Below are 21,670 nucleotides of genomic sequence, written 5' to 3'. Positions count from 1 at the left end.
TGGGCCGCCCGCTGCTGCGCCCGTCCCGGGGCGCCCGCGGCACGCTCCTCACCGCCGGCCCCGGCCGCTTGCCGCTGCGTCCCGGTGTCCGTTGCCGCGTCTGGTCCTGCGAGCCCCGGCCGACCGTCGGACGCAGCCGGAGCCGCCCGTTTCCCCACCCCCGTGTACCGGTCGGCGGTCGGCCGTCGCACGCGACGCTTCGATGCCGTTCCAGGGGGACCGGGGACTCCGCCGCCGATGCCCGCGTCGTTGCCCACCGGCCACGGTGCGCACTGCTGCTGGTGCCTCTCCCCGGAGACCGCCCGGGCCACCGGAACCCTCTCTCCCCGTCACCGGCCCGGGGAGGGCCCCGCACCAGGGGCCGCCAGGCCCCACCCCGGCTCCGGCCGTCCTGCGCTGCGCCGTATCCCCGTCCCCGTGCCACCCCCAGGGGCGGTGATACCTCTTGTATCTCCGCCCACCCCGCACAGCCCGGCGCGCCGCGCTCCCGGAATCCGCCCCACCGGGGGCGCCGCAGGCGCACCCGCCCCCAGCCACCCACCAGGGGGCCGCCAGGCCCCGGCCCTCACCACCGCGGCCGCCAGGCCGCCCCCGCCAACTGCGCCCCGCACCCTTTTTCCGCGGGTGGCGCCGCAGGCGACACCCCCAGCCACCCACCAAGGAGCCGCCAGGCCCCGACCGCCCCCGTCACGTCCGCCAGGACGTCCGTGCGCTGTCCGCCTCGCCCCCGTGCTGCGCCGTGCCGACTGGTCAGGTCGTGGGGAGGCCGGGGATCCGGTCGTAGGAAGGGTCGCCGGGGAAGGCGATGGATTCGATGCGCTGCGCGGGGATCGCGGCTCGGTAGAAGACGTCGGCGTTCGCGGGGACGTGGCCGATGGCCTTGCCGACGAAGGTGTGCACCAGCGACCTGTAGACCTTGTGGTCGCCCGGAAGCGTCAGGTCGAGGTGGGTGTCGACGGTCACGTAATTCGGCTCTGGCGAAGTCTTGTGATCAGGCTTGAGTCAGACGGCCCGGATGGTTATGCGCCTCGGTGGCGCACGTCTGGCTTGTCGGCACCTCGGGCTAGTGTTCTGAGTCTTTAGTTCTGTAGATAAATGTAGACTGATCGTGTGGCGAGGACTGGACGGCCGAAGGCCGAGTTGGTGCTGTCGGACGACGAGCGGGTCGCCCTTGAGGGGTGGGTGCGTCGCCGGTCCACGCCGCAGGCATGGGCTCTGCGATGTCGGATCGTCCTGGAGTGCGCCGGCGGCGCATCCAACAAGGATGTCGCAGAGCGGTTGGGGTCCACGCCGCAGGCGGTGGGCCGATGGCGGGCCCGGTTCGTCGAGCACCGGATCGCCGGCCTCGGCGACATGCCCAGGCCCGGAGCGCCGCGCACGGTGTCCGACGAGCGGGTCGCCGAGCTGCTCGCCAGGACCCTGGAGTCCGCCCCGAAGAACGCCACGCACTGGTCGACCCGGGCGATGGCGGAGGAGACGGGCCTGTCGCAGTCGACGGTCTCCAGGATCTGGCGGGCGTTCGGCCTGCAACCCCATCGCGCCGAGAAGTTCAAGCTCTCCACCGATCCGTACTTCGTCGACAAGGTCCACGATGTGGTGGGCCTGTACCTGGACCCGCCGGAGCGGGCCCTGGTGTTCTGCGTGGACGAGAAGTCCCAGATCCAGGCGCTCGACCGCTCCCAGCCCGTGCTTCCGATGATGCCGGGCGTACCGCAGCGCATGACTGCCGACTACGTCCGGCACGGCACCACCACCCTGTTCGCCGCACTCGAGGTCGCCACCGGCAAGGTGATCGGATCCCTGCACCGGCGGCACCGCGCCGAGGAGTTCAAGAAGTTCCTGGTCAAGCTCGACAAGGAGGTCCCGGCCAGCCTGGACGTGCACCTGGTCCTGGACAACTACGCCACCCATAAAACCCCGGCGATCAAGACGTGGCTGGTCGCGCATCCCCGCTTCCACCTGCACTTCACCCCCACGGGCTCGTCCTGGCTGAATCTCGTGGAGCGCTGGTTCGCCGAGCTGACGAACAAGCAGATACGGCGCGGTGTCCACAAGTCCGTCCAGGCGCTCGAATCCGACATCCGGGACTGGATCGCCACCTGGAACACCGAACCGAAGCCCTACGTCTGGACCAAGACCGCCGACCAGATCCTCGATCGCCTGGCCGGATATCTGAAGAGAATTCCTGACTCAGAACACTAGCATCTCTGCGACTCGCGAAGGACGACCGGAGAAGGGCCGAGTATGCAGATCGCTGGCGTCGATGTCTACGTGAATCACCCCGTCCTGGCGCTGGGATCAACTGACTGGCTGCCGGTCTTGAGTCTGGAGGAGGAACCGGCGGTCTCCTGCGACACCCATGTTGCAGTGCGCGTAAAGGCTCAGGTGCAGCTCATCAAGGTTCGGGTCTTCGCCGAGCCGATCGACGAGGGAGCCGGGCCGGACGACTCCTTCGTTACGGTCTTCGACGGGCCGCTCGCGTTGACCGACGGACGGCTCGTCATCGGTGACGTCATGGGCGAGACCCGCTTCGTGAAACTCATCGGCGAACAGGGCAGACGATGGGTCCGAGTGGCCGTGAATGAGCCCGGCTGGAACGCCGTAGCCGTCGATATTTCGGTAGGCCCGAAGCTTCAGTAGGCGTCATCGCCAGAGTCAGACCGTGAGAAGTATCCGCTTGCGGAGTAGGTCGAGGTTGGCGCGGCCGTAGCCCTTGCGCTTGATCAGCTTGATTCTCGTGACCTGGCCCTCCACCTGCCCCGAACTCCAGGAACTGGACAGGCCGGCGGTGACGGCGGCCTGGTCCCGGCGAAGGCCGGTGACCAGGGAGTGCAGTGCAGGAAGGTCGTCGGAGAGGACACAGTTCATCCAGTCGGGCAGCAGGTCGCCGCGTCGGTCGTGCAGCATGGTGGCGAAGTCTCGGACGTGCCGGGCTGCCGCATCCAGGTGCGGGCAGGCGGCCCGGATCTCCTTGAGCTCCTGGGCGTCGCCGGCAGGGAGCCGGTCTGGGTTGGTCATGATCCAGCGGACCACGCGGCGGGGTCGCGGGGCGGGCCTCGGTGCCACGGGAAGCCCGCGCTTCTTCGCGGGGCGGAGGTAGCGGCGGACAGTTTGGATGTCTCCCGGGAAACCGAGTTCTTGGATTTCGCGGTGGAGGCGGGGGATGTCGTGACAGCCCTCGTTCCAGCGTTGGTGCAGGTGAGGCTTGTACTCGTCGAGGATGGACTGCCGGTTGGCCGCCTTGACCAGCAGTTCGTCGATGCTGTCGGCGCGGGCGGAGCGGCGGACGGTGGAGTGGTCCAGCCGCAGTTCCCGGCCGATCGCAGCAAGGGACTTGCCGTCGGCCAGGCGTTCCTGCACCGCCGCGTAGCGTTCCTTGGTGCGGGCGACCACGCGCCGCGGGCGGCCGAGACAGTCGCGTGCCCCGTCGGGAGGGTCGACGGGCTGCGTCGCGTCGCGCGCCGCGCCCAGCTCGGCGGCCGGACCTGCCGCGAACGCGGACCGGATGCGGCCATGGTGCGACCCAACGGTCTTTTCCACCGCCTCGGCGACGTTCCGCCACAGGTGCCACCCGTCAGCGACCTGGACGGCTTGCGGGGCGCCGGTCCTGGCGCCTTCGGCGTAGGCCCCGGCCCGGTCCCGGCAGATTATCTCCACCTCCGGATGCCCGGCCAGCCAGGCGGCCAGCGGTTCGGCCTCCCTCCCCGGCAGCACGTCGACCGGCCGGCGGGCCTCCAGGTCCACCAGAACGGTGGCGTACGTGTCGCCCTTGCGCAACGCAAAATCGTCCACGCCCAGTACCCGAACCGGAGCCTGGGGAGGATCGGGCACGGTGCGAAGCAGGTGCAGCAAGGTGTCCTTCGCGGCGCGCATGCCCAGCATCGCGGCCAGGCGGGCGCCGGGTCGGCCGGCGAGCGTGCACGCGATGGGCAGCAGCACCGATCGCAGCAGCGGGGTCTTGCGGGCATGCGGCACGGTGAGCCCCTCGATCTGCTCGGCGAACGTCACTGCTGAGCAGGCGGTGTTCAGGCAGCGGAAGCGGCGCACGAGCAGCTCAACGACCACGGCTCTGCCGCCGATCGCCGCGTCAGCCAGCCGCCGGACGTACCGCCCATGCACTCGCCCCGACAGCCTGGAGCAGTGCGGACATATTGCTCTGGCCGCCCGCGCGTGGGCGTGCAGGACGATCTGGGCCGTCGACTGCTGGACGAACTCGACTACAACACCGGTCAAATGAGGAAGAACCGTCTCAAGGTTCCGCGAACTGCACGCCTGACATCGTGTCAGACCCCTCCGACCCCACGGGCCCGATCACAAGATCTTCGCCAGAGCCGAATTGCGTGACCGCTGACACTCGGAGCTGGACGCGCTCGGCATGATCTGGTCGAAGAACGCCAACGCCTGGGAACGCGGCCACGCGTACGCCGCGGCGTTCCACCGCCGGCACGGCCACCTCGCGATCCCGGCGACCGCGAAGCTGGACGACTACGCGGTCGGCGCGTGGATGCGCCGCCAGCGCAAGGCCGCGGGCCTCACCGGCGACCAGGTCACCAAGCTCGACGCATTGGACGAGCTGTGGCGCCTGGAGCCGGACTGGAACCGCTCCTACCGCCGCCTGCTTGCCTACCTCGCCGCCGGCGGAACCCTCGACGGCCCCGCCAACCGCACCGGCGGCGAAGCGGACCCGACCTTCCGCCCCGGTACCTGGCTGCGCAAGCAGGACAAGGCCCGCACCGAGGGCAAGCTGACCGACCACCAGGCCGCGCTCCCGGACGTGCTCCACCGGCACACCGAGACCGTAACCGGCTGACCAGGCCCGCACACCCCGCCGTCCCGGCTCCTCCAGGCCGGAATGGCCGCCCGGACTTCCGGAGGCACCGCGCGATGACCGACACTACCCACCCCGACCGGACCCCGCGGCCTCGTCTGGGTGGCTGGAGCCGGCTCTGTGTAGCAGCGGTCCCGCGTCCGCCGACCGGGACCTAGGCCACCCGATCCCCGGCTCCTCGCTGGTGCGAGGCTCGATGTGGCTGCGCTGGTCCGGCAACGACGGCATCCGCGGGAAGTTTGGGCGCGGGGATGTCCGCCAGCTTGGGGAACACGCCAGCGATCCTCGTGCCGTGTCCGGTCAGGAACCAGCCCTTGCTTCCCGGACTGGAGCAGCACCAGTTCCTCGGCCAGCACCCTGCTCGCGCAGCCAGCACAGGCGGGCCCGCTCAGTCCAGCGACATCTCCGTGACATCCACGCCTACCGCCGCCCCGGTGGGTACGGGCGGATCGGTAGCCGCATGGTCGTTGCGTGCGTTCCGCAGGGCGGTCACCGTATCGCGGACATCGGCCGCGAGCATGGCCGTGTAGTCGGCGGCGGCAGCGATCGCCGCCTGGGCCTGCTCCACGGCACGGGCCTGGCTGACGGCGTCGGCATGCTCCCGCAGTGCGTGACAGGCGTCCTGGATCGCCGAGACGGTCTGCTTGGACGCCTCTCGGCGCTCGTTCAAAGAGACGACCAGCCCGACGGAGCGGTCGTACAGCCTGCGGATGGCCAAGGCGGCGGCGGGCCGCTCGCACCGGTGCAATGCTTCGGTGAGTCGAGGGGCCAGCCGGGTTACCTCGGACTCGGTCCGGGCCAGCGAGAGGCGGGAGGCTAGCCGCAGGCTTTCCTCCAGCGACAACTGGAGGCTGAGGAAGTCGCGCTCGGAGGTGGGTGATTCGAACGACGTTCGAATCAATATTCTGACCGGGGCGGCGATGGCGCCGGGCAACCCGGCCGGATCGTCTTCTTCTGCGAGCGGCAAGAAGTGCTGGGGGCGCTCGACCAGGATCGGCGCACCCCTCGGCGCGTCCGGAGACTCGCCCCAGAACGTGGTCAGGACCGTGTCGGTTCGGGCGTAGACCGCGTACCGCCGCACCGGGTGCTCGTCGGCATCCCCTGCTGCTGTGATGACCAGGTCGAGGCTGTCATTGAGTAGTTGCAGCCCGCGTGTGATCGCCGGAAGCCCGCAGGCGACCGCCGTCTCCAGATGCTTGGCAACCTCCTGGTCGTGGCCGTCAGGACGCCGGGACAGCGCGTGGGCCGACAGCAGATGGGCGTCGGCGGACCAGGGATAGCGGTACGTGAGCGCCGCGGCCACCTGGGCGAGTCGGTCGTCGTCGGTGTCGAGCAGGTAGTAGCCGAAGGCAAGACGGAGCAGAACCTGCGACCGGGGGTCGATCGTCTTGTGGACGCGGCATGCCAGGGCCGCCACGGCCCAGGCGGCCGACAGGTCGGCCCGGTGCAGGCAGTCGAGTAGCGTCACGGCCGGTCCCGGTTCGGGTTCGAGACGGTTCTCGGCGACCCGCAGCGGCGTGTCGCCCGGGAGCACGATGAAACTGGCCGGGCCTCCGCCGGGGCTCACCTGAACCAGGTTGGTGCGCTCGCTCAGACCGGCGGACAGGAAGGTACCGGCTTCGGGGTGATCGTATCGAGCCAGGAGATGGGTCGGCACGAAGCCGGACGCCCCTTCGCCCCAGGTCCATCCAGCCGCCCACGGGGCGTCGGGGAAGCCGCGTCGTGGGGGAGCGGTCGCTGGCCTGGGGCTCGGTGGCACGGCCAGCGGTACGGGTATCCAGCGGTCCGTGCCGTCCGCTTCGGCATAGCCGGAAAGCCGCTCGCCGTTGGTCAGCCTGCCGTAGACGCTGTAGCTGAGCGAGGCGGGCAGCGGCACGCGTACGGGTTCTCCGCTCACCACCGCGGCGTAGGTGCGCGGCCCGGTTCCATCGGCGGTGACCTCGGCCGTACCGATCACCGTGCCGCGTTCGACGCCGGGCAGCTCGTACCACAGCTCGGCGCCGGCTGCCTGGGTGCTCACGTGCTTAGCTCACCTGCCCTTCAGATTCGGAAGCAAGGCGCTCGACCCGGATGGTGACCGAGCGGCCCGCAGGCTCGATCGGGATTCCCGTCCGGATCTCTTCCCGGTGAATTCCGTCCCTGCAGTCCACCTTGATGTCGTATGCCGAGGCCAGGGTCTCGGCCTCCCACCGGTCGGGCCCGTACCGGTGCCGCTCGCCGGTCCGGTGGCACCGCAGCTCCCAGTGTGCACTGGAGCGGATCGAATCAGGAGTGCAGCCGAGCCGGAACGGCACCAGTGGGATGCCCGGGCATCGGCGCAGAAGTGTGTCGCGGTTGCTTTCGCCGCGCCACGGATCGAGGTAGTCGCTGGCGTGGAGGTCGGGCCAGTACCAGTCGAGGACATCGCTCATCTGCGAGACCAGGTACCGGCTCCGGATCTCCCACGCGTCATCCCGCTCCCGGGCGCCTAGCCCGTCGAAGGTCTTTACGAGGGCCCGCGCGAAGGGGGTGATTTCGTCCGGCTGCACCCTGCTCTCGATGCGATTGGGGGTCGGCTTGAGGACCGGGTTGTTCGGCCAGGTATCCGGGTGTGCCATCCGGAGGTCGGTCTTGTGCTGGTCGGGGACGATCAGATTGTGGGGTCGGATCTTCCGGCGACCCAGGTCGTAGGGCTCGTTTGAGCAGGTGTCGAGGAAGAAGTACTGGGTCAGCGCCCGGCAGGCTCGCATGTCCAGACGGGTCTGGTTGAAGTCGATCACGTGGTTCTCCCACTCGTCGACGACCGCAGCGAAGTCCTCGACCAGCAGGTAGGTCTGTGCGCCGCCCCAACCGTGTCCGCAGAAGTACAGCAGTGCGATGTTGCGGTCGTCCGTGTCGCATACATCGACCCAGCGTCGCCATGCGGCCCGGACGTTGTTGTACACCGCCCGCCTGGGTACGACGAGTCCCGGGTCCGTCGGCCAGACGGCGTCGGAGTCCGAGGACAGCAGGACGTCCACTGTGCCAAGCTTGGCGTCGCTCTTGTCCCAGTCCGCCGTGAGCAGCCAGTCGGCCACATGCGCGGCCGAGAGGGGCGCGCAGGTGAGGGGCGTGTCCAGCTCGCCGAGCAGCGACCTGGCCTCCTTCGGCGCGCTCCGCGGTACGCCCCTGCCGCAGTTCTGGTACGCCCCCACGCCGATCACCAGGGCGTGGACATGCGGGCCCGGGCCGTCGTCGATCGTGTACACGGTCATGCCGTCGCCCCCCGCACCCGCCTCGCGAGCCGGCGGTGGAAGTTGGGCTGCTTGAAGTAGGCCGAGTGCGCCCAGAGCGCTCCGGACTCGTAGTCGTAGTCCTCGACCCCTTCGAAGACCGGCTTCGCGGAGTAGCCGAGGATGTCGCCGCGGTCGACGATGTTGATCCAGGTCCGGATGTTCTCCCGGGCTGGGACTTTCCGGCGTCCGCCGGGAACAGGGAGGTCGCCCGGCACCCCCTGGAAGGCGGAGAACTCGGCGAAGAGACCGACCTGGGAGCCCACCGTGACCAGCATGTCGATCGTCAGCTTGGGGCAGAAGTGGCTGGCGATGTCGTAGACGATGTTGCCACCCATGCTGTGTGCCACGACCACCAGCGGCTCGTCTGCCGGGGCGTCGGCGGTCGCCTTCCGCAGGTCGTCCAGCACGATTCCGACGATCTCCCCGGGCTGCTCTGGGGTGCCGCGCTCCGCGAGGTACTTGAAGACGTCGGCGAGGTAGTCGTGTACTGGGATGTCGGTGAGCCGGCGCAGACCGCCGGCCGTCAGCCGGACCGGCGGTCCGACCAACGCCTTCCGCAGCTCGTCGGCGGTCCTGCGGAGCAGCTTGCCGACCCTGCCGGGCGGGCCACCGCCGCCCAGTGTCTCCACTTGGGGGCCCGGTGTCCGGCCCGTGGCCGTGAATGCTCTGATCAGGCTGGGGTCGTCCGCCACGTCCTCCCAGAAGGGATCGGTCGGGTCGAACCGGCGGTGCCTCTCGCAGTAGGACGCGAGCGGGACGGCCAGCGTGGCCAGCTGGCGGAGGTCCTCGTCGGTACAGGCGTCCACGTCCACGGCGCTGTACAGCAGGTCCACCGCGTCCGCCACGCTCTCCCGGGCGGTGTCCAGGACCACGTCGTCCGTCCGTCCGGTCGGGGGAGGTTCGGCCGCGGCCAGCTCCTTGACCAGCGAGACCCGGTCCCCCGAACCCAGCGCCTCGCTGGCACCCGGGCGGCACACGCGCCCCCACCGCGGCAATGCGGGGGCCCTGCCCCACCAGGGCATGAGCACCACGCCGTGGCCGGGATCGGCACCGATCGCCGGTAACAAGAACTCGGCGAAGAATTGGCGCCGGAGCTTCGCGGCCTGACCAGCCTGCTGCTCCTCGCCGTGGTTGCCCACCCCGTGCACGAAGACGACCGGCATCGGAACCATCACCCAGCTGCGATCCTGCCCTTTCATCTATCTTCACGCTTCTCGCGCTACGTGAACACCGGTGTGGGTGCGAATCTACTGGGGGAGGGCACGGTGCGGCACCTCCGCCCCGCTGAGGATGAGATTTCCTGCAGCAACCGGTCTTCATTCTCCGGACGGGCAGCGCAGGTTCCTGGATCCGCTGGTGGGGCTCGTCCTGGCGCCACAGCGTGAAGTAGTAGAACGCCGTCGACCAGGTCGGCAGGTCATGGGTAGATAGCGCCACTGGCAGCCTGTCCGGTTTTGGTAGAAGATCGCGTTCACGACATCGCCGACATCGAGGAGATCGCCCTCGACTGCGGCGCCTCGACATCCACGGTGTACGAGTCGCTCGCCCGGCTGGAGACGCTCCACCTGGTGGAGAACCCCGATCCGACGCGCTACCGGGTCAACCCGCGCTACTTCTTCGCCTCCAACCCGGAGATCCGCCGCCTGGTCGCTGAAGCGCTCGATGCACCCGAGATCACCCCGGATGCCCGGGCCGCAGGCCCACGCAAAGTCGGCAACGTCGCGGCCCGTCGCCGACGGACCATCCAGGCCGTTCCCGACCAGGAAGTAGCCGGGCACCAGGACCCAGTCACGCCAGGAACGCTGCGCCCGCCGCCGGGAGCGGCGTCCCGGGGCCGGGTTATCGCGGGTTGCCTGCCAGTTTGGTCTTCATGGCCAGGAGGGCGGTCATCGGGACGCTCAGTTGGAGCCGGTCTGCGACGGTACCGGCGGCCCGGCCGATCGGCTCGCTGCTGAATGCGGCCGAGAACTGGCCGGGCAGGGCGACCGCCAGTTCCAGCAGGGGTTCGTCCACCCGTACGAGCTTCGTGTCGTTGTCCGGTACGGCCGGCAGGTGGTCGACGAGGGCCGCGAGCTGGTCGCGCTCGCCGCGGTCGAGTGCAGTCGTCATGGGGACGATCGTTCAGCCGCCGCCGGGATGCCGCAATACGACCGCGCCCGGGCGGGATGCAGTCCACCGCATGCCGCTTATCCGGGTGACAGCTCATCACACGGGGGGCGGTCGCCGGTTGTCGCGGTGAGGTGGGTGCGCGCGTCGGCCAGGGTGAAGAGGGCGTGTGTCAGGTGCCAGTGCTGGATGTGCGGCGCGGTGCCGTGCAGGCGGTGGCAGGCGGCGAGGGGGAGTGCGGCCATTTCGATCAGGGCCGCGGCCTCGCGCGCGCGGGAGTCGACGGCACGGGCGCGGTCGGCGGCGGCCCGTGCGGTGATGCCGGTGAGGTCGCCGACGCCGGGGTCGTCGGGTACTGCGCACCCCCACCAGGCGAGCTCTCCTGCGATCCGGTCGATGAGTTCTTGTCGTCCTGGGGTTGCCACGGATGTTCCGCTCCGTCCTTCGCGGTCCGGGCCGGCGCTCGTGCGGGGGCCCAGGGTCCCACTCCGCCCACAACCGGTGTTCATGCCGCCCGGCGGGAAGTGTGAGCGCGTGTCCCCGCTCGCTGGTTGTGGTCAGGAGAGGTGAGTCTCACCGGGCGTTTCGTCGTTGACGCACAGGGTGGCGCCGTGTTCGACCTCGACCCACGCCTCGCCTCCACCCCGAACGCCCGGAGCGCGGCACGGCACCCACACCGACCGCCTCGTCAGCCGACGGGACCACCGCGCTCGACGCCCCTCGACCCCGCGGCGCCACGCCGGCAAACCACGGCGGCCCGGTCTGGCCCCCGGCGGGCATGGCGGTCACCGGCCGGCGCCGAGAGACACCCGGAGACGCGGTGACAGGGAAGAGCCCACGCCACGCGCCGTGCTGCGCTGTACGGCTCCGGGGTCGGGCATCGGATTGCCTCGGAACGGGAGATGTAGGTGCGGACGGACCCGTTGCTCGCCGGGCGCATCCGCGCCAGCATCGAGCGGGAGATGCTCCGGCGCCTGGCGGCCGGCTCCAAGGCGGATCCGGTCAAGCTGAAGAGGACCCGCAAGACGCTGGCACTCCTGCAGACCGATCCCCACTACCCCGGCCTGCACTCTCACCAGTACGAGAACTTCCCGACCACAGTGGCCAGACGGGCTGGGACTGCTACGTGGAGAACCACACCCCCGACGCCCGGCACATCTACTGGACCTACGGCCCCGACGAGAAGGACGGCCAGGGCCGGGACCTCCTCAGGTCATCACCGTCCTGGTGATCGGCCCGCACCCGTAGCGGCGCTGGCGCGGGGCGGAGGCTGCCAGGCTGAGGGTCGTGAGTGCTGATCGCCGCCCGCTGTGGCAGCCGTTCTCCGAGTCCGCGACCGATGTGCCCGCGGCGGCCGATGACCGGGTGTGACTGCTGCCCGTTGAGTGGTCCCCGTTCCTGGAACCGCACACCGAGGACGTGCCGCCCGTGGTGCCTGGCGGCCGCCGTCGGCTCGGCGCTGGCCCCCTCGCCGACACCGAGCGGGCGGATGACCAGGCCTGACCGCACCGGGCCGCCAGGCCGCGCGCCTGCCCGGAGCATCACGGCCAATGCGCTGACGGCCCTTTCCCCGGCCGCCGGACGGGTTCTCCCACCGACCGGCCCGACCCCGATCACCCACCCGGCCCCACCCCCGGTGCGGCCCTAGCCCCACCCACGCCCGCGGCCGTAACGTCGACACGGCCACCAGCCGGGCCTGGCCGCCACTGACCCCTTCAGGAACGGCCGGGCCTCGCTGCGTCCGGAACCCGACCCGAGGCCGTCATGTTTGCGTCCCCGGGCCGGGCGGGCCGCGGCCGACCGGCGGAGACTGGAGCCATGGAGCCACGCTTCTACGAAGGCGACGCGGCGGTACACGCCGACGGGGCGGTGTACCCGTGCTGGGCGAACCTGCGCTGCTGGGCCGACCAGGTCCGGGCCCGCACCTTCGGCGGGACGACCGTCCACGACGGCCAGCAGCAGTGGACCGGGCGCCTGCGCTTCCGCGGCGCTGACGCGGAGACGGTCCTGTTCGCCAGCTCCGTGCGCCTGGTCGTCGACGGCGCCGAAGGCAGGTTCCTGATCGACACCCGGGATCCCGCGGGCGGAACGCTGGAGATCCGCGGAACAGGTCCCGCACCTTTCTGATCACGCGCAATGCGAACGGGCCCGGCGTATTACGGGAAATGACTTTCCCGTAATCACGCTATTGCAAATTGTGTTCATTGTTTTGCAGGGCGTTCTACGATCACCCCATGGCAATCGACACGTGGGCGCGGCGGCCGTTGGGAATCAATAGTTGCCGCCGAATTCGCGACAGGGTTGCCCCCTCGTTGATCTGAAGGATCGTCACGCAATCTGAGGCAGGAGGTGATCTGTTTCGGCGGCTCGTGGCGGCGCCAGCGTGACTGAGGGGAGCCGGAGGAGGCGGGACCAGGCGAGGAGCAATGTCGGGTAGATGACGTAGCCTACTCGTGAGGCGGGGGCCAGCATGATGGCCAGGCCCAGCCCCAACGTCAGCCGGTCAGCGGCGGCTACGACATGTCGGGGTGGATGGACCAGAAGTGACGCCGCTATGGACGCGGCGGCCAGCACGAGGAGGGCCATGGAGACAGCCTTCCCGTGCGGGAGAAAGGTGACGATCAAACGGCCGGGCAGAGCACTTGCGGCGGTGGACGGTGTGTCGCTCAGCCCGAACGGATAGCGGACGACATTCTCCCAAAAACCCTGTCTGTCTATGAGGGCGAAGGGCAGGACAGCAGCCAGGGCGACTCCTGCCGCTCCCGTGCCACACCTGATGGCGTCTCGTGAGCCCCGGCGCGCGGCGAGCAGGGCAATCACCACAGGAAGAGCAGGCCAGGCAGTCCACTTCAGTGCGGCTGCAGCACCCAGTGCCAGGCCTGTGCGGCCAGAGAGCCCGAGGTGCGCGCAGGTCAGCGCCAAGCACAGGAGCGCTACGACCGGCGGGTCCACGCCACCTAGGGCAAGCGGCAGGGCAACGGGCGGACAGGCCGTCAGCCACAGCACCCAAACGGCTGGCGCCGTGCCACCCGCGGTGTCGCTCCCGCCCCTGCCGGCCATACGGCCGGCACTGAAGAGGATTGTGAGGAATCCCATGACAAGCCAACAGCGGGCGCTGGTCAACATCCCGTCGCCCAGCAACGCGTGGGGGACCCCAAAGAGTGACATGCCCGGCAGGTAGGGGTTGAAGTCGCTTACCTCATACGGCGTGTCTTGATAAGGGCTACCGGAGGAAAGCAGCAGGTGTGCCCCGCGTTCTATGACACCGACCTCCATCTGTGCCCTGCCGCTTGCCGTCAGGTACACCAGGGGCAGGACCACCGCACCCACGACCGCGATCACGGCAGGGCCGCGTGCCCAGGTATCGGATGATGACCGTGCGGCATACACAGCCGCACAGAGATACCCTGGAGCGGCGATGAGACTCCATAGCTGCTGGGTGCTGCCGTGCGGGGACAGCAGCCCCACCACAAGCGCCAGGCCCGCGCAGGCCACGAGGGCAAGCCGGTCCCACCGCCTAGTGCCGAGCAGGCGAAGCCGCTGACGACCAGGCATGGCTATGTCTCTGAGCATGTGCGGACGAGGTTCCTTGCGTTCTGTGAGCGGCCGGATGAATCGATTGCCTGCGTCGCCCTGCGGCCCCAGAGCAGTTGGGCGCGACCGCCCCTGTGGCTCCACCGCCACGGCGACGCGGTGCCCTGCTTGCCTTGGGGCGCGAGAGGGCACTGATCGCCGTAGCAGCGGGTCATGCCGCGGGCCGGGAAGGCCCGACCTGCCGCGATCACGCACCGGCTCGTCAGTTGTGTGGGGCGTCGGCGAGTGTGGTGGCGAAGGCAGTGGCGATGGTTTGGTAGCCGGCGTCGTTGGGGTGGATGTCCGGGCCGGCGGGGGGAGGAGTGCAGGCCCACGTGAGGCCGCAGACGGTAGCGACGTTGCGGGGAACTTGACCGATGCCGGGCACGGAGACAGGGGTGGTGTCGTCCGTGTTGAAGCTCGAGGAGACTGGTGCGACCAGGAATCCGGTGCGGGCGTAGATTTCGTGCAGCACCGCATTGGCCGTGTTGACGCCAGCGAGGGACTCCGCGGCGGTGAGCTGGCCCTTGGGTCCCAGGAGTGAGGCGGCGAGGAAGGGGTCGTAGTAGTCCATGGCGGCGAAGCGGACGTTGGCGGCGGGGCTGGCCACACGGAGCCTTGCCGTGATGGCCGGAAGGTTCACAGCGACGTTCCGCAGGCCGTCCGCCGCACACGACCTGTCGAGGCCGGTGGTGGTCTTGGCGCAAGGGAGGATGTCGTTGGCGCCGATGTCGAGGGTGACCAGCCGGACCTTGCCGCGGTGCTTGGCGAGGAAGTCGACGGCGGCGTCCAGTTGCGAGGCGGCCGCGTGGTAGCGGCAGCTTCCGCCCGTGATCATCGTGGCGGTGCTTTCGCCGGAACAGCCGAGCTTGACCAGCTTGAGGCGGGGGTTCAGCCGCCGCTGGGCGGCGTAGAGGCGGTCGGTGTAGCCGTGGCCGGTCGCAACGAGGTGTCCGTCGGCGGCGGGCTGCATGCCGACGGACAGGGAGTCTCCGAGCGCCAGGTAGTACTCCGGCGCCGAGTTCGGGCAGGCGACGGCACTGGTCGCACCCACGGTTGCCAGGGCCGCGACAGATGTCGCCACGGACAGCATTATCCTTCGGAGCTTAGGAATGCGCACGGACATGTGCCTCTCTTGAGGGCATGGAAGAAGCTCCGAGCCTATGAACCGATGGTTTGGATAGGTAGGCCCAAGAAAATTCCTGGGCCCCGGGGCCCGCTGATCTCTGGCGGGACGCCGGCAAACAGGCGTAGGTGAAGGCTGTCTTCGTCAGCATGCTGTCCTTGACGGACTGTCTGACGCCCGCGGGCGGAGTGTCGGCTCTGCCGTGCGGGTGCAGGGATTTGGATCGCGTCTGCCTGTATGCGCTCCACCGGCACGGCGAGACCGTCACCGGCTGACCCGCCCAGGGAGCCGCCACCCGCACCCCCGCCGCCCCGGCTGCCTGCGCTGGCGCCCATCCCCGCGACGGCGAAGCTCGATGCGCTGGACGAGCTGTGGCGGCTGGAGCCGGACTGGAACCGTTCCTACCGCCGCCTGCTCGCCTACCTCCGCAACATGGAATCCGGCAGTAGCGTATCCGGCGGCCGGCACAGCGTTTGTGTGCAGAAGGGCGCCGAGCGGCCGCCGATCAACAGCTCCGGGGGCCGGAGGCGGCTGGCGCCGCGGGCCGTCGGGGCCTCCCGCGATGAGCTCGCCGACGGTGTCGGCCTGGACGACGTCGGGCCGAGCAACGAAGTGCGGCTGCGGCTGGAGGGTGCGTATGTCGGCAACGGCAGACGGTTTGTCGTGGCGGGGTGGTGCGCGGGTGACGGGGGTGTCGTGGCGCGCGGCCCCGGGGTGGACACTTTCCCCGGGACTGCGCTGTCTCTCCGGCTGCCGATCGCGTGTCCGCGGCACGCCCTCCCTCGCGGGTGACGACAGCAGACGGCAGAGCGTCGGGTTCAGTGCCGCCGGGTACGACGCCTGCGGGTCGCGATGAGTATGCTGGCGCCTGCAGCGGCAACCGCACAGCCGGCCCCGGCGATCACCGGCGTGCTTCGGGACGATCCGGTGAATGCGAGGCTGGCGGCCTGGGAGGGCGGGGCGGTCGGCTTGGCCGGGGCTGCCTGCGTGACGCCCACCTGAGTGGCGTGGCTCGGGCTCGCGGAGCTGCTTGCGGTCGGCCGGCCCTCGTTGCGTGTCAGCACGCAGGCGAAGGCGGCGGCGATGGCCTGGTGTCCGGCCTCGTTGGTGTGGATGTCCTGATACGGCGTACATGCCCAGGTCAGCTGGCACACACGTGCCACGTTCACCGGCACCGCGCCGATCTGGGGCAGCTGCACCTGGGTGCTGAAGTCCGAGGAAGAGAACGCGCCGGCGACGTCGGCGACCCGGAAGCCGACGGCGGTGTACCCCTGAACGAGAATGTTGTTCGTCTGGACCTGCAGCTGAGCGGAGGCCTTTGCGGCCTGCTTGCCGGCGTCGCCCTTGAGCCACAGCGCCAGGAACGGGTTGTAGTAGGTCATCCCCGCGCTTGTCTGGGCACCGCCCGCCTGCTGCAGAGTTCCGGTGATCTTCGGCATGGCCTGGGCGAGAGTCGCGATCCCCTTCTGTGCGCAGGCCGGATCGATGGATCCGTTGGCAGAAACGCACGAGTCGACGTCGTTCGCCCCGATGTCCAGGGTCAGGTACTTGACCTGTCCACGGTGGGAGCCCAGGAACTTGACGGCGGCTTCCAGCTGGGACTTCGCGCCCGGGTAGAGGCACTTGCCGCCGTTGACCATCGACGTGCTCGTCTCGCCGGTACAGCCGAGGCGGATGTGCTGGAGGCCCGGGTTCCGCTGCTTGAGCTGTTCGAAGAGCTTGTCGGTGTATGCGATCTTGGTGTCGTGGCCGCTGTTCGGTTGGTAGCCCGAAGCGAGCGAGTCACCGAGCGAAACATAGTAGGTAACGCTCGGGGACGCAGCCGATGCAGCGCCGACCGGGACCGATGCCATGGCGATTGCGGTGGCGGTCATCGACAGCAACCAAAGAGCCTTCGACCGCGAGGGAACACGTGCGCCTGCCTCAAGCGGTGCATTGACGGCTTCTCGGGTGAGCTTCATGAATGGCAAACATCCAATCCTTGGTCGAACGCAACGGACCTGGTGGGCCGTTGAGTGTCCCGCACCACCTCGGGCCTCACAGCCCCAGCGGAGGGGTCTTGAACCCCGGGCCCATAGGGCACGAACGCACCAGGGCTTCGCCCCGCGCACCGGGCAGCCATGAACCTAGCCAGACGACCGCCGACAGGGGGAGGCCCAAATCACTGGGCCCAAGAGAACGGGGCGACGGAAGGTACCGCCGCAGCAACCCATTCGCGTTCTCGTTGGCGCCGCGCTGCCAGGGACTGCGAGGATCGACGAAGCAGACGGGAACGCTGGTGTCGATCTCCAGTTGGGCGTAGCGGGCGAGTCCTTGCCGGGATCCCAGGTCGCATGGGAATCAGTAGTGACTGTTGCACCCGTACGCGCCGGTTGACGAGCCATCGGGTGACGGAACGCAAGCATTCAAATTCCGGGGTGCACCCACATGCCGCCCACCAGGCATGGCGGGATGGCGACATGCCAGGCACGTTCCAGCTGCCATCGCAAGGAGGCTGATCAGCTCGCCAGATGTTGCCCCCGGAGACACCCGCAAGCGATCGCCAAGAATGCTCCGACCGGGGCTGGCTGACGGCCGCCGTGGCGGGCATCGGGCGGGCGTTGGCCTGAACGAGGGCCACGGCTTTGGTGTGCTCGGTGCCGGGGCGGTGTCAGCGGGGCCGCGGCTGGCGCGGCAGAGCGGGTGGTGCGGGGTGGTGGGGTAGTGGTGTCGCGGAGGGCTGTGGCGAGTTCGGTGTCGTCGATCTCGTGCCAGCCGGTGAAGTCGGCTGTGGTGTAGGAGCCGAGAGGTGCGGGGTGGCCGTCCGGTGTGGTGCGGCGGCGGCAGCCGAACGCGACGTCGCCCGTCTCGTCCGGGTGCCCGAAGCCTTCCGGTGCCCGTCCGACGTGTACGACGACGAACACGCACTCGCTGCTGGGCGCACGGCCTGCACTTCGTGGCGCAGGCCGTGCGCCCACATGCACAACCCTGCCCTCGGCACATGAAACTCCCGGCCAGGCCAAACACCGCCATGGCCGGACCCGCCCTTCTGCAACAACCTTCAGGCGCGAGGCCTGGCACTGGGCTGGTCTCCCATAACGTGCGGCCGTCACTCCGGCTCCGCCCGGCACCGCAGAGAGGATGCGCGACGTACCCGCGCGGGGGCATGGGCGCCCGTATCCGTCGGCGGGCCGACGCCGGGCAGGCATCACGGCATGCCGCCTGCGGCGTGTATCGATACCGCGTCAGGCGGGCGTCGGGGCCGAGGTCTCCAGGAAGTCCCTGCGCAACGGCATGCCGGACCGGCCGTCACTGCCGGTCCTGACCGCCAGCACCTGGTTGACGCCCATCGTGTTGTTCTCGAACCCGACTGCAGAGGCCGCCATATATAGGCGCCAGACCCGCGCCCGCCCGGGCGAGGTCAGCTTGATCGCCTCGTCCCAGTGCGCTTCGAGGTTGGCCACCCACTCACGTAGCGTGAGGGCGTAGTGCTCGCGCAGGGACTCGACGTCGCGTACCTCGAAGCCCGCTTCCTCCAGCAGCGACGCGGTGGAGCCGACGGGAGCCAGCTCGCCGTCGGGGAAGACGTACCGGTCGATGAAGGGGTCCATTCGGTACTTGCCTTCATTCCGCACGGGGCGCCGCGATATCTGGTGGTTGAGCAATCGCCCGCCAGGCTTCAGCAGTTGGTACAGGATATTCGCGTACGCGCGGTACCGCCTCCCGCCCACGTGCTCGGCCATGCCGATCGAGGAGATCGCGTCGAAGGGGGAGTCGTCGATCTGCCGGTAGTCCTGCACCCTAATCTCCACGAGGTGCTCAAGGCCCGCCGCGGCAACACGCTCGCGAGCCAATGCCGCCTGCTCGCCCGAGATGGTGACTCCTACGACCTGTACGCCGTAGCGTTCGGCCGCGTACATGGCCAGCGAGCCCCAGCCGCAGCCCACGTCTAGTAGCCGCTGCCCCTCGCGCAGGGCGAGCTTGCGGCAGACCAGGTCCAGCTTTGCCTCCTGGGCCTGCTCCAGAGTGTCGCCGGAGGACGGGTCGCCTTGCCAGTAGGCGCAGGAGTAGACGAGCGAGGGGCCAAGAACCAGGGCGTAGTAGTCGTTGCCCACGTCGTAGTGGTGGCTGATGGCCGTCTTGTCACGGCGCATGCTGTGCGCAGGACCGCGACGGCGCACCACCTCTTCGGCGGGCGGTGCCGGGGGGAGCCCAATCCCCACGAGGCCGAGCGTCCGGCTCACCGTACGCAGGCTGCTGGGTGTGGTCAGCACGCTCAGCGCTCTGCGGAGCGCCGCTGTGCGGCTTCCGGGCTCGTCCCGTTCCCACAACAGCGTCGAGATTCGCTTCAGTAGCTCGTACAGGTCGCCGTCGACTTCGAGGTCTCCGGCCACCCAGGCACGGGCGAGCCCCAGCTCGCCGGGCCGCCACAGCAGACGCCGCAGGGCTTCGCGGTCGTGCAGGATGAAGGCCGGCCCGTCCTCGGGGCCGGCCGTGCTGCCGTCCCAGAGGCGGATTCCCACGGGTAGGGCGAAACCCAGTACCTGTTCACTGAAGCGGGCCAGAACTGCTGCGGCTGCTTCGGCCATGCGAATCCTCTCAGCTCAAACACAGGGGGCCGCCCGTCCCCTACTGTGCTGGGCCCGGCAAGGTTTACCGCGGCAGCGGCTGGTGCTGGTGGGTATAGGCGGACGCGGCAATCAGCAGCATCGCCCCGAACGGGTGACGTATGCCGCGCCGCCAAATCCACCTTTGGGATGGCGAACGTAATAGGGCCGCTCTGATCACTGGCAGGCCCAAAAGCCGATTTGGGTTTGCAGGCCCACGGGATATCGACCAGAGGCGGCAAACCGGCCGGGGCCCGCCATCCCTGGCCGCGGGCGTCGGCCGTGCCCGGGCCCAGGGCTTACCGTATGCTGCGCGGGGTCCCCTGGGTGCAGGCGGCGAGGTAGGCGTCGGCCGTGGCGGCCCTTCCACCCGAGGTCCTGGGCGGTCTGTTGGGCGGTGGGGAAGTCTCCGGCGAGGCGGGCGAGGTGGACCAGGCCGCGGCGGACGGCCGGGGCGAGGCGGCCACCGCCGCAGGCGACGAGCTGGATGCCGTGGCGGGAGTCCAGCCGGTGGCCGAGGTCGCGCTGGGGCCTTGGCGAGGTAGTAGACGGCCATGTGGTGGAGGTGGCCCGGCAGAAGGCCGGTGGCGGTGACGGCGGGCAGCCGCTGGACGGTGCGGGAGCGGCGCTCGCGCTGCCGGCCGGCGAGCGCGCTGAGCAACTCGACCAGGGCACCGGCGGCCGTGGCCGGCTCCTGCCCGCCACGCGGGTCCGCGTGGCGGGCGGGGCGAGGGGCTCCCACACGGGGTCGGAGACGTAGGCCCAGGCCGCCTCGGCGAGTCGGCCGAGGTCGAGCCGGTGGTCACGGGCGAGAGCGAGCCCCTGGCACAGGCATGTGATGAGCGGCCAGCGGCTGCTGCCCAGGGCTCCTGTCCACTGTTGCCCGAACGCGTCGAAGGCACGCTCGGCCGCCCGGTGCATACAACCCCGTCAGCCCGATGTGAAGCGCCGCGGCGACGGTGACGGTGACGGTGTCGAGCATCGTCGTGGACGAGCCGACACTCAGGACGGCCAGGATGAGGTACTTGCGGTGCGGCCGGGGCGTCATCGTCGGTAGTTGTGCGGGGCGTCGGCGAGTGCGGCGGTGAAGACAGTGGCGATGGTCTGGTAGCCGGTGTCGTTGGGGTGGATGTCCGGGCCGGTCGGTGGCGGGGTGCAGGCCCAGGTCAGTGCGCAGACGGTGGCGACGTTGCGGGGCAGTTCGCCGACGCCGGGCAGAGTGACGGGGGTGGTGTCGTGGGCGGCGGAGGTCGACGCGACGGGGACCACCAGGAATCCGGCCTGGGCGTAGACGGCGCGCAGCACGGTGTTGGCGGTGTCGATGCCCTGGAGCGAGGCGAGGGCTGCCAGTTGTCCCTGGGGCCCAGGAGTGAGGCTGCGAGGAAGGGGTCGTAGTAGTCCATGCCGGCGAAGCGGACGTCGGCGGCCGGGTCGGCGGCCCGCAGCCTGGCCGTGATCAGGGGCAGGTTCGCGGCGATGTCGTGCAGGCCGTTCTGTGCACACCCTGCATCGATGCTGCCGACGTTCTTGGCGCAGGGGAGGACGTCGTTGGCCCCGATGTCGAGCGTGACCAGCCGTACCGACCCGCGGTGCTTGGCAAGGAAGTTGACGGCGGCATCGAGCTGGGAGGCAGCTCCGTCGTTGTGGGGGGGCGGTGTTTCGCTGGTTGATCTTGTTGGTGTGCTGGGGTTCTGCAGATTGGTTGAGAAGCCCCGGGGCGGGATGGCTGGCTTGCGTGGGTGGGGGCTGGTGGTGCCGGGTTCTGGGGCTGGGTGTTCTGGCTGTCTGGTCTGCGGGTTTGTGTGGTTGGTTGAGAACCGTGTGATGGGTTGAGAAGTGGGGGGGTTTTCCGCGGTTCTACTGAGAGCCCTGTTTGTCGGGGACGCGTGTTGGGTGTGACTGTCCGCTGCCGGCTGTGTTGTCAGGTGGTGGGTTCGGTGGTGCGGCGGCGTCGGCGGAGGTCGCGTCGGGCTTGGGCGCGGGCGCATTCGCGGGAGCAGTACTTGACGCCGGTGGTGCGCGCGCAGAGCGGGAGCGGAGACGGGATCCCGGCGACCTGATGCTGCGCGCCGACGGCGTGACGGGTGGCCCGGGGGGGGGGGGGGGGGGGGGGGCCCCCCGCGGGGGGGCGGGGGGGGGGGGGGGGGGCGTCGGCCCGGCCCCCCGCCACAACCGCCCCCCACACCCCCCCCCCACG

The 21,670-nt window shown here is 69.7% G+C and carries 16 protein-coding genes; 4 read left to right on the top strand and 12 right to left on the bottom strand.

All coding sequences use genetic code 11. The features are described 5' to 3' along the window. Window positions 1-750: 750 nt before the first annotated feature. Window positions 751-963 carry a hypothetical protein gene (locus ACFV0G_RS01940; RefSeq protein ID WP_380540005.1) on the bottom strand — a complete coding sequence of 71 codons (213 nt, stop codon included), beginning with the start codon at window positions 961-963 and terminating at the stop codon, window positions 751-753. A gap of 147 nt (window positions 964-1,110) precedes the next feature. Here ACFV0G_RS01940 and ACFV0G_RS01935 point away from each other — a divergent pair, with 147 nt between their 5' ends. Together ACFV0G_RS01935 and ACFV0G_RS01930 are read left to right on the top strand one after the other, a co-directional pair. Then, window positions 1,111-2,202, top strand: a complete 1,092-nt coding sequence (locus tag ACFV0G_RS01935) for an IS630 family transposase (protein ID WP_380540002.1) — start codon at window positions 1,111-1,113, stop codon at window positions 2,200-2,202. 42 nt (window positions 2,203-2,244) lie between these two features. Next, the gene (locus tag ACFV0G_RS01930) at window positions 2,245-2,640 is read left to right on the top strand and encodes a hypothetical protein (RefSeq protein ID WP_380539999.1); all 396 of its coding nucleotides are present in this window, start codon (window positions 2,245-2,247) and stop codon (window positions 2,638-2,640) included. Window positions 2,641-2,655: 15 nt separating this feature from the next. On the opposite strand, the gene ACFV0G_RS01925 is transcribed toward ACFV0G_RS01930, so the two are convergent. Beyond that, window positions 2,656-4,233 carry an ISL3 family transposase gene (locus tag ACFV0G_RS01925; RefSeq protein WP_380539996.1) on the bottom strand — a complete coding sequence of 526 codons (1,578 nt, stop codon included), beginning with the start codon at window positions 4,231-4,233 and terminating at the stop codon, window positions 2,656-2,658. Between the two features lie 142 nt (window positions 4,234-4,375). On the opposite strand from ACFV0G_RS01925, the gene ACFV0G_RS01920 reads away from it, so the two are divergent. Continuing rightward, window positions 4,376-4,810 (top strand): helicase associated domain-containing protein, encoded by a 435-nt coding sequence (locus ACFV0G_RS01920; RefSeq protein ID WP_380539993.1) that lies wholly within the window; start codon window positions 4,376-4,378, stop codon window positions 4,808-4,810. A 406-nt stretch (window positions 4,811-5,216) separates the two neighbouring features. Here ACFV0G_RS01920 and ACFV0G_RS01915 read toward each other — a convergent pair whose 3' ends face one another. The 5 genes from ACFV0G_RS01915 to ACFV0G_RS01895 form a co-directional block, all read right to left on the bottom strand. Further along, window positions 5,217-6,848, bottom strand: a complete 1,632-nt coding sequence (locus ACFV0G_RS01915) for a hypothetical protein (RefSeq protein ID WP_380539990.1) — start codon at window positions 6,846-6,848, stop codon at window positions 5,217-5,219. A 4-nt stretch (window positions 6,849-6,852) separates the two neighbouring features. Beyond that, window positions 6,853-8,061 (bottom strand): hypothetical protein, encoded by a 1,209-nt coding sequence (locus ACFV0G_RS01910; protein ID WP_380539987.1) that lies wholly within the window; start codon window positions 8,059-8,061, stop codon window positions 6,853-6,855. Further along, window positions 8,058-9,281, bottom strand: coding sequence for a hypothetical protein (locus ACFV0G_RS01905; RefSeq protein WP_380539984.1), 1,224 nt, complete (start codon window positions 9,279-9,281; stop codon window positions 8,058-8,060). The genes ACFV0G_RS01910 and ACFV0G_RS01905 overlap by 4 nt, the downstream gene beginning before the upstream one ends. 640 nt (window positions 9,282-9,921) lie before the next feature. Then, a complete protein-coding gene (locus tag ACFV0G_RS01900) occupies window positions 9,922-10,191 on the bottom strand; it encodes a hypothetical protein (RefSeq protein ID WP_380539980.1) in 270 nt (89 codons plus the stop codon). Window positions 10,192-10,268: 77 nt separating this feature from the next. Then, a complete protein-coding gene (locus tag ACFV0G_RS01895) occupies window positions 10,269-10,613 on the bottom strand; it encodes a hypothetical protein (protein WP_380539977.1) in 345 nt (114 codons plus the stop codon). Window positions 10,614-12,006: 1,393 nt separating this feature from the next. Here ACFV0G_RS01895 and ACFV0G_RS01890 point away from each other — a divergent pair. Then, a complete protein-coding gene (locus ACFV0G_RS01890) occupies window positions 12,007-12,315 on the top strand; it encodes a hypothetical protein (RefSeq protein WP_380539974.1) in 309 nt (102 codons plus the stop codon). Window positions 12,316-12,516: 201 nt separating this feature from the next. On the opposite strand, the gene ACFV0G_RS01885 is transcribed toward ACFV0G_RS01890, so the two are convergent. The 5 genes from ACFV0G_RS01885 to ACFV0G_RS01865 all read right to left on the bottom strand — a co-directional run bounded on the left by ACFV0G_RS01885 (window position 12,517) and on the right by ACFV0G_RS01865 (window position 20,778). Further along, window positions 12,517-13,761, bottom strand: coding sequence for a glycosyltransferase 87 family protein (locus ACFV0G_RS01885; RefSeq protein ID WP_380539971.1), 1,245 nt, complete (start codon window positions 13,759-13,761; stop codon window positions 12,517-12,519). 223 nt (window positions 13,762-13,984) lie between these two features. Then, on the bottom strand, window positions 13,985-14,845 hold the full coding sequence (locus tag ACFV0G_RS01880; protein WP_380539968.1) for an SGNH/GDSL hydrolase family protein: 861 nt from the start codon (window positions 14,843-14,845) through the stop codon (window positions 13,985-13,987). A gap of 860 nt (window positions 14,846-15,705) precedes the next feature. Continuing rightward, a complete protein-coding gene (locus tag ACFV0G_RS01875) occupies window positions 15,706-16,848 on the bottom strand; it encodes an SGNH/GDSL hydrolase family protein (protein WP_380539965.1) in 1,143 nt (380 codons plus the stop codon). 1,263 nt (window positions 16,849-18,111) lie between these two features. Next, the gene (locus tag ACFV0G_RS01870; protein ID WP_380539962.1) at window positions 18,112-19,455 is read right to left on the bottom strand and encodes a class I SAM-dependent methyltransferase; all 1,344 of its coding nucleotides are present in this window, start codon (window positions 19,453-19,455) and stop codon (window positions 18,112-18,114) included. A 1,062-nt stretch (window positions 19,456-20,517) separates the two neighbouring features. Further along, window positions 20,518-20,778 (bottom strand): hypothetical protein, encoded by a 261-nt coding sequence (locus tag ACFV0G_RS01865; RefSeq protein WP_380539958.1) that lies wholly within the window; start codon window positions 20,776-20,778, stop codon window positions 20,518-20,520. Window positions 20,779-21,670 lie beyond the last annotated feature (892 nt).

It is taken from the genome of Kitasatospora sp. NPDC059571 (assembly GCF_042735675.1).
Lineage (GTDB): Bacteria > Actinomycetota > Actinomycetes > Streptomycetales > Streptomycetaceae > Kitasatospora.
The sequence above is the reverse complement of the archived record's forward strand: the minus strand, read 5'-3'. Positions and strand labels throughout refer to the sequence as shown.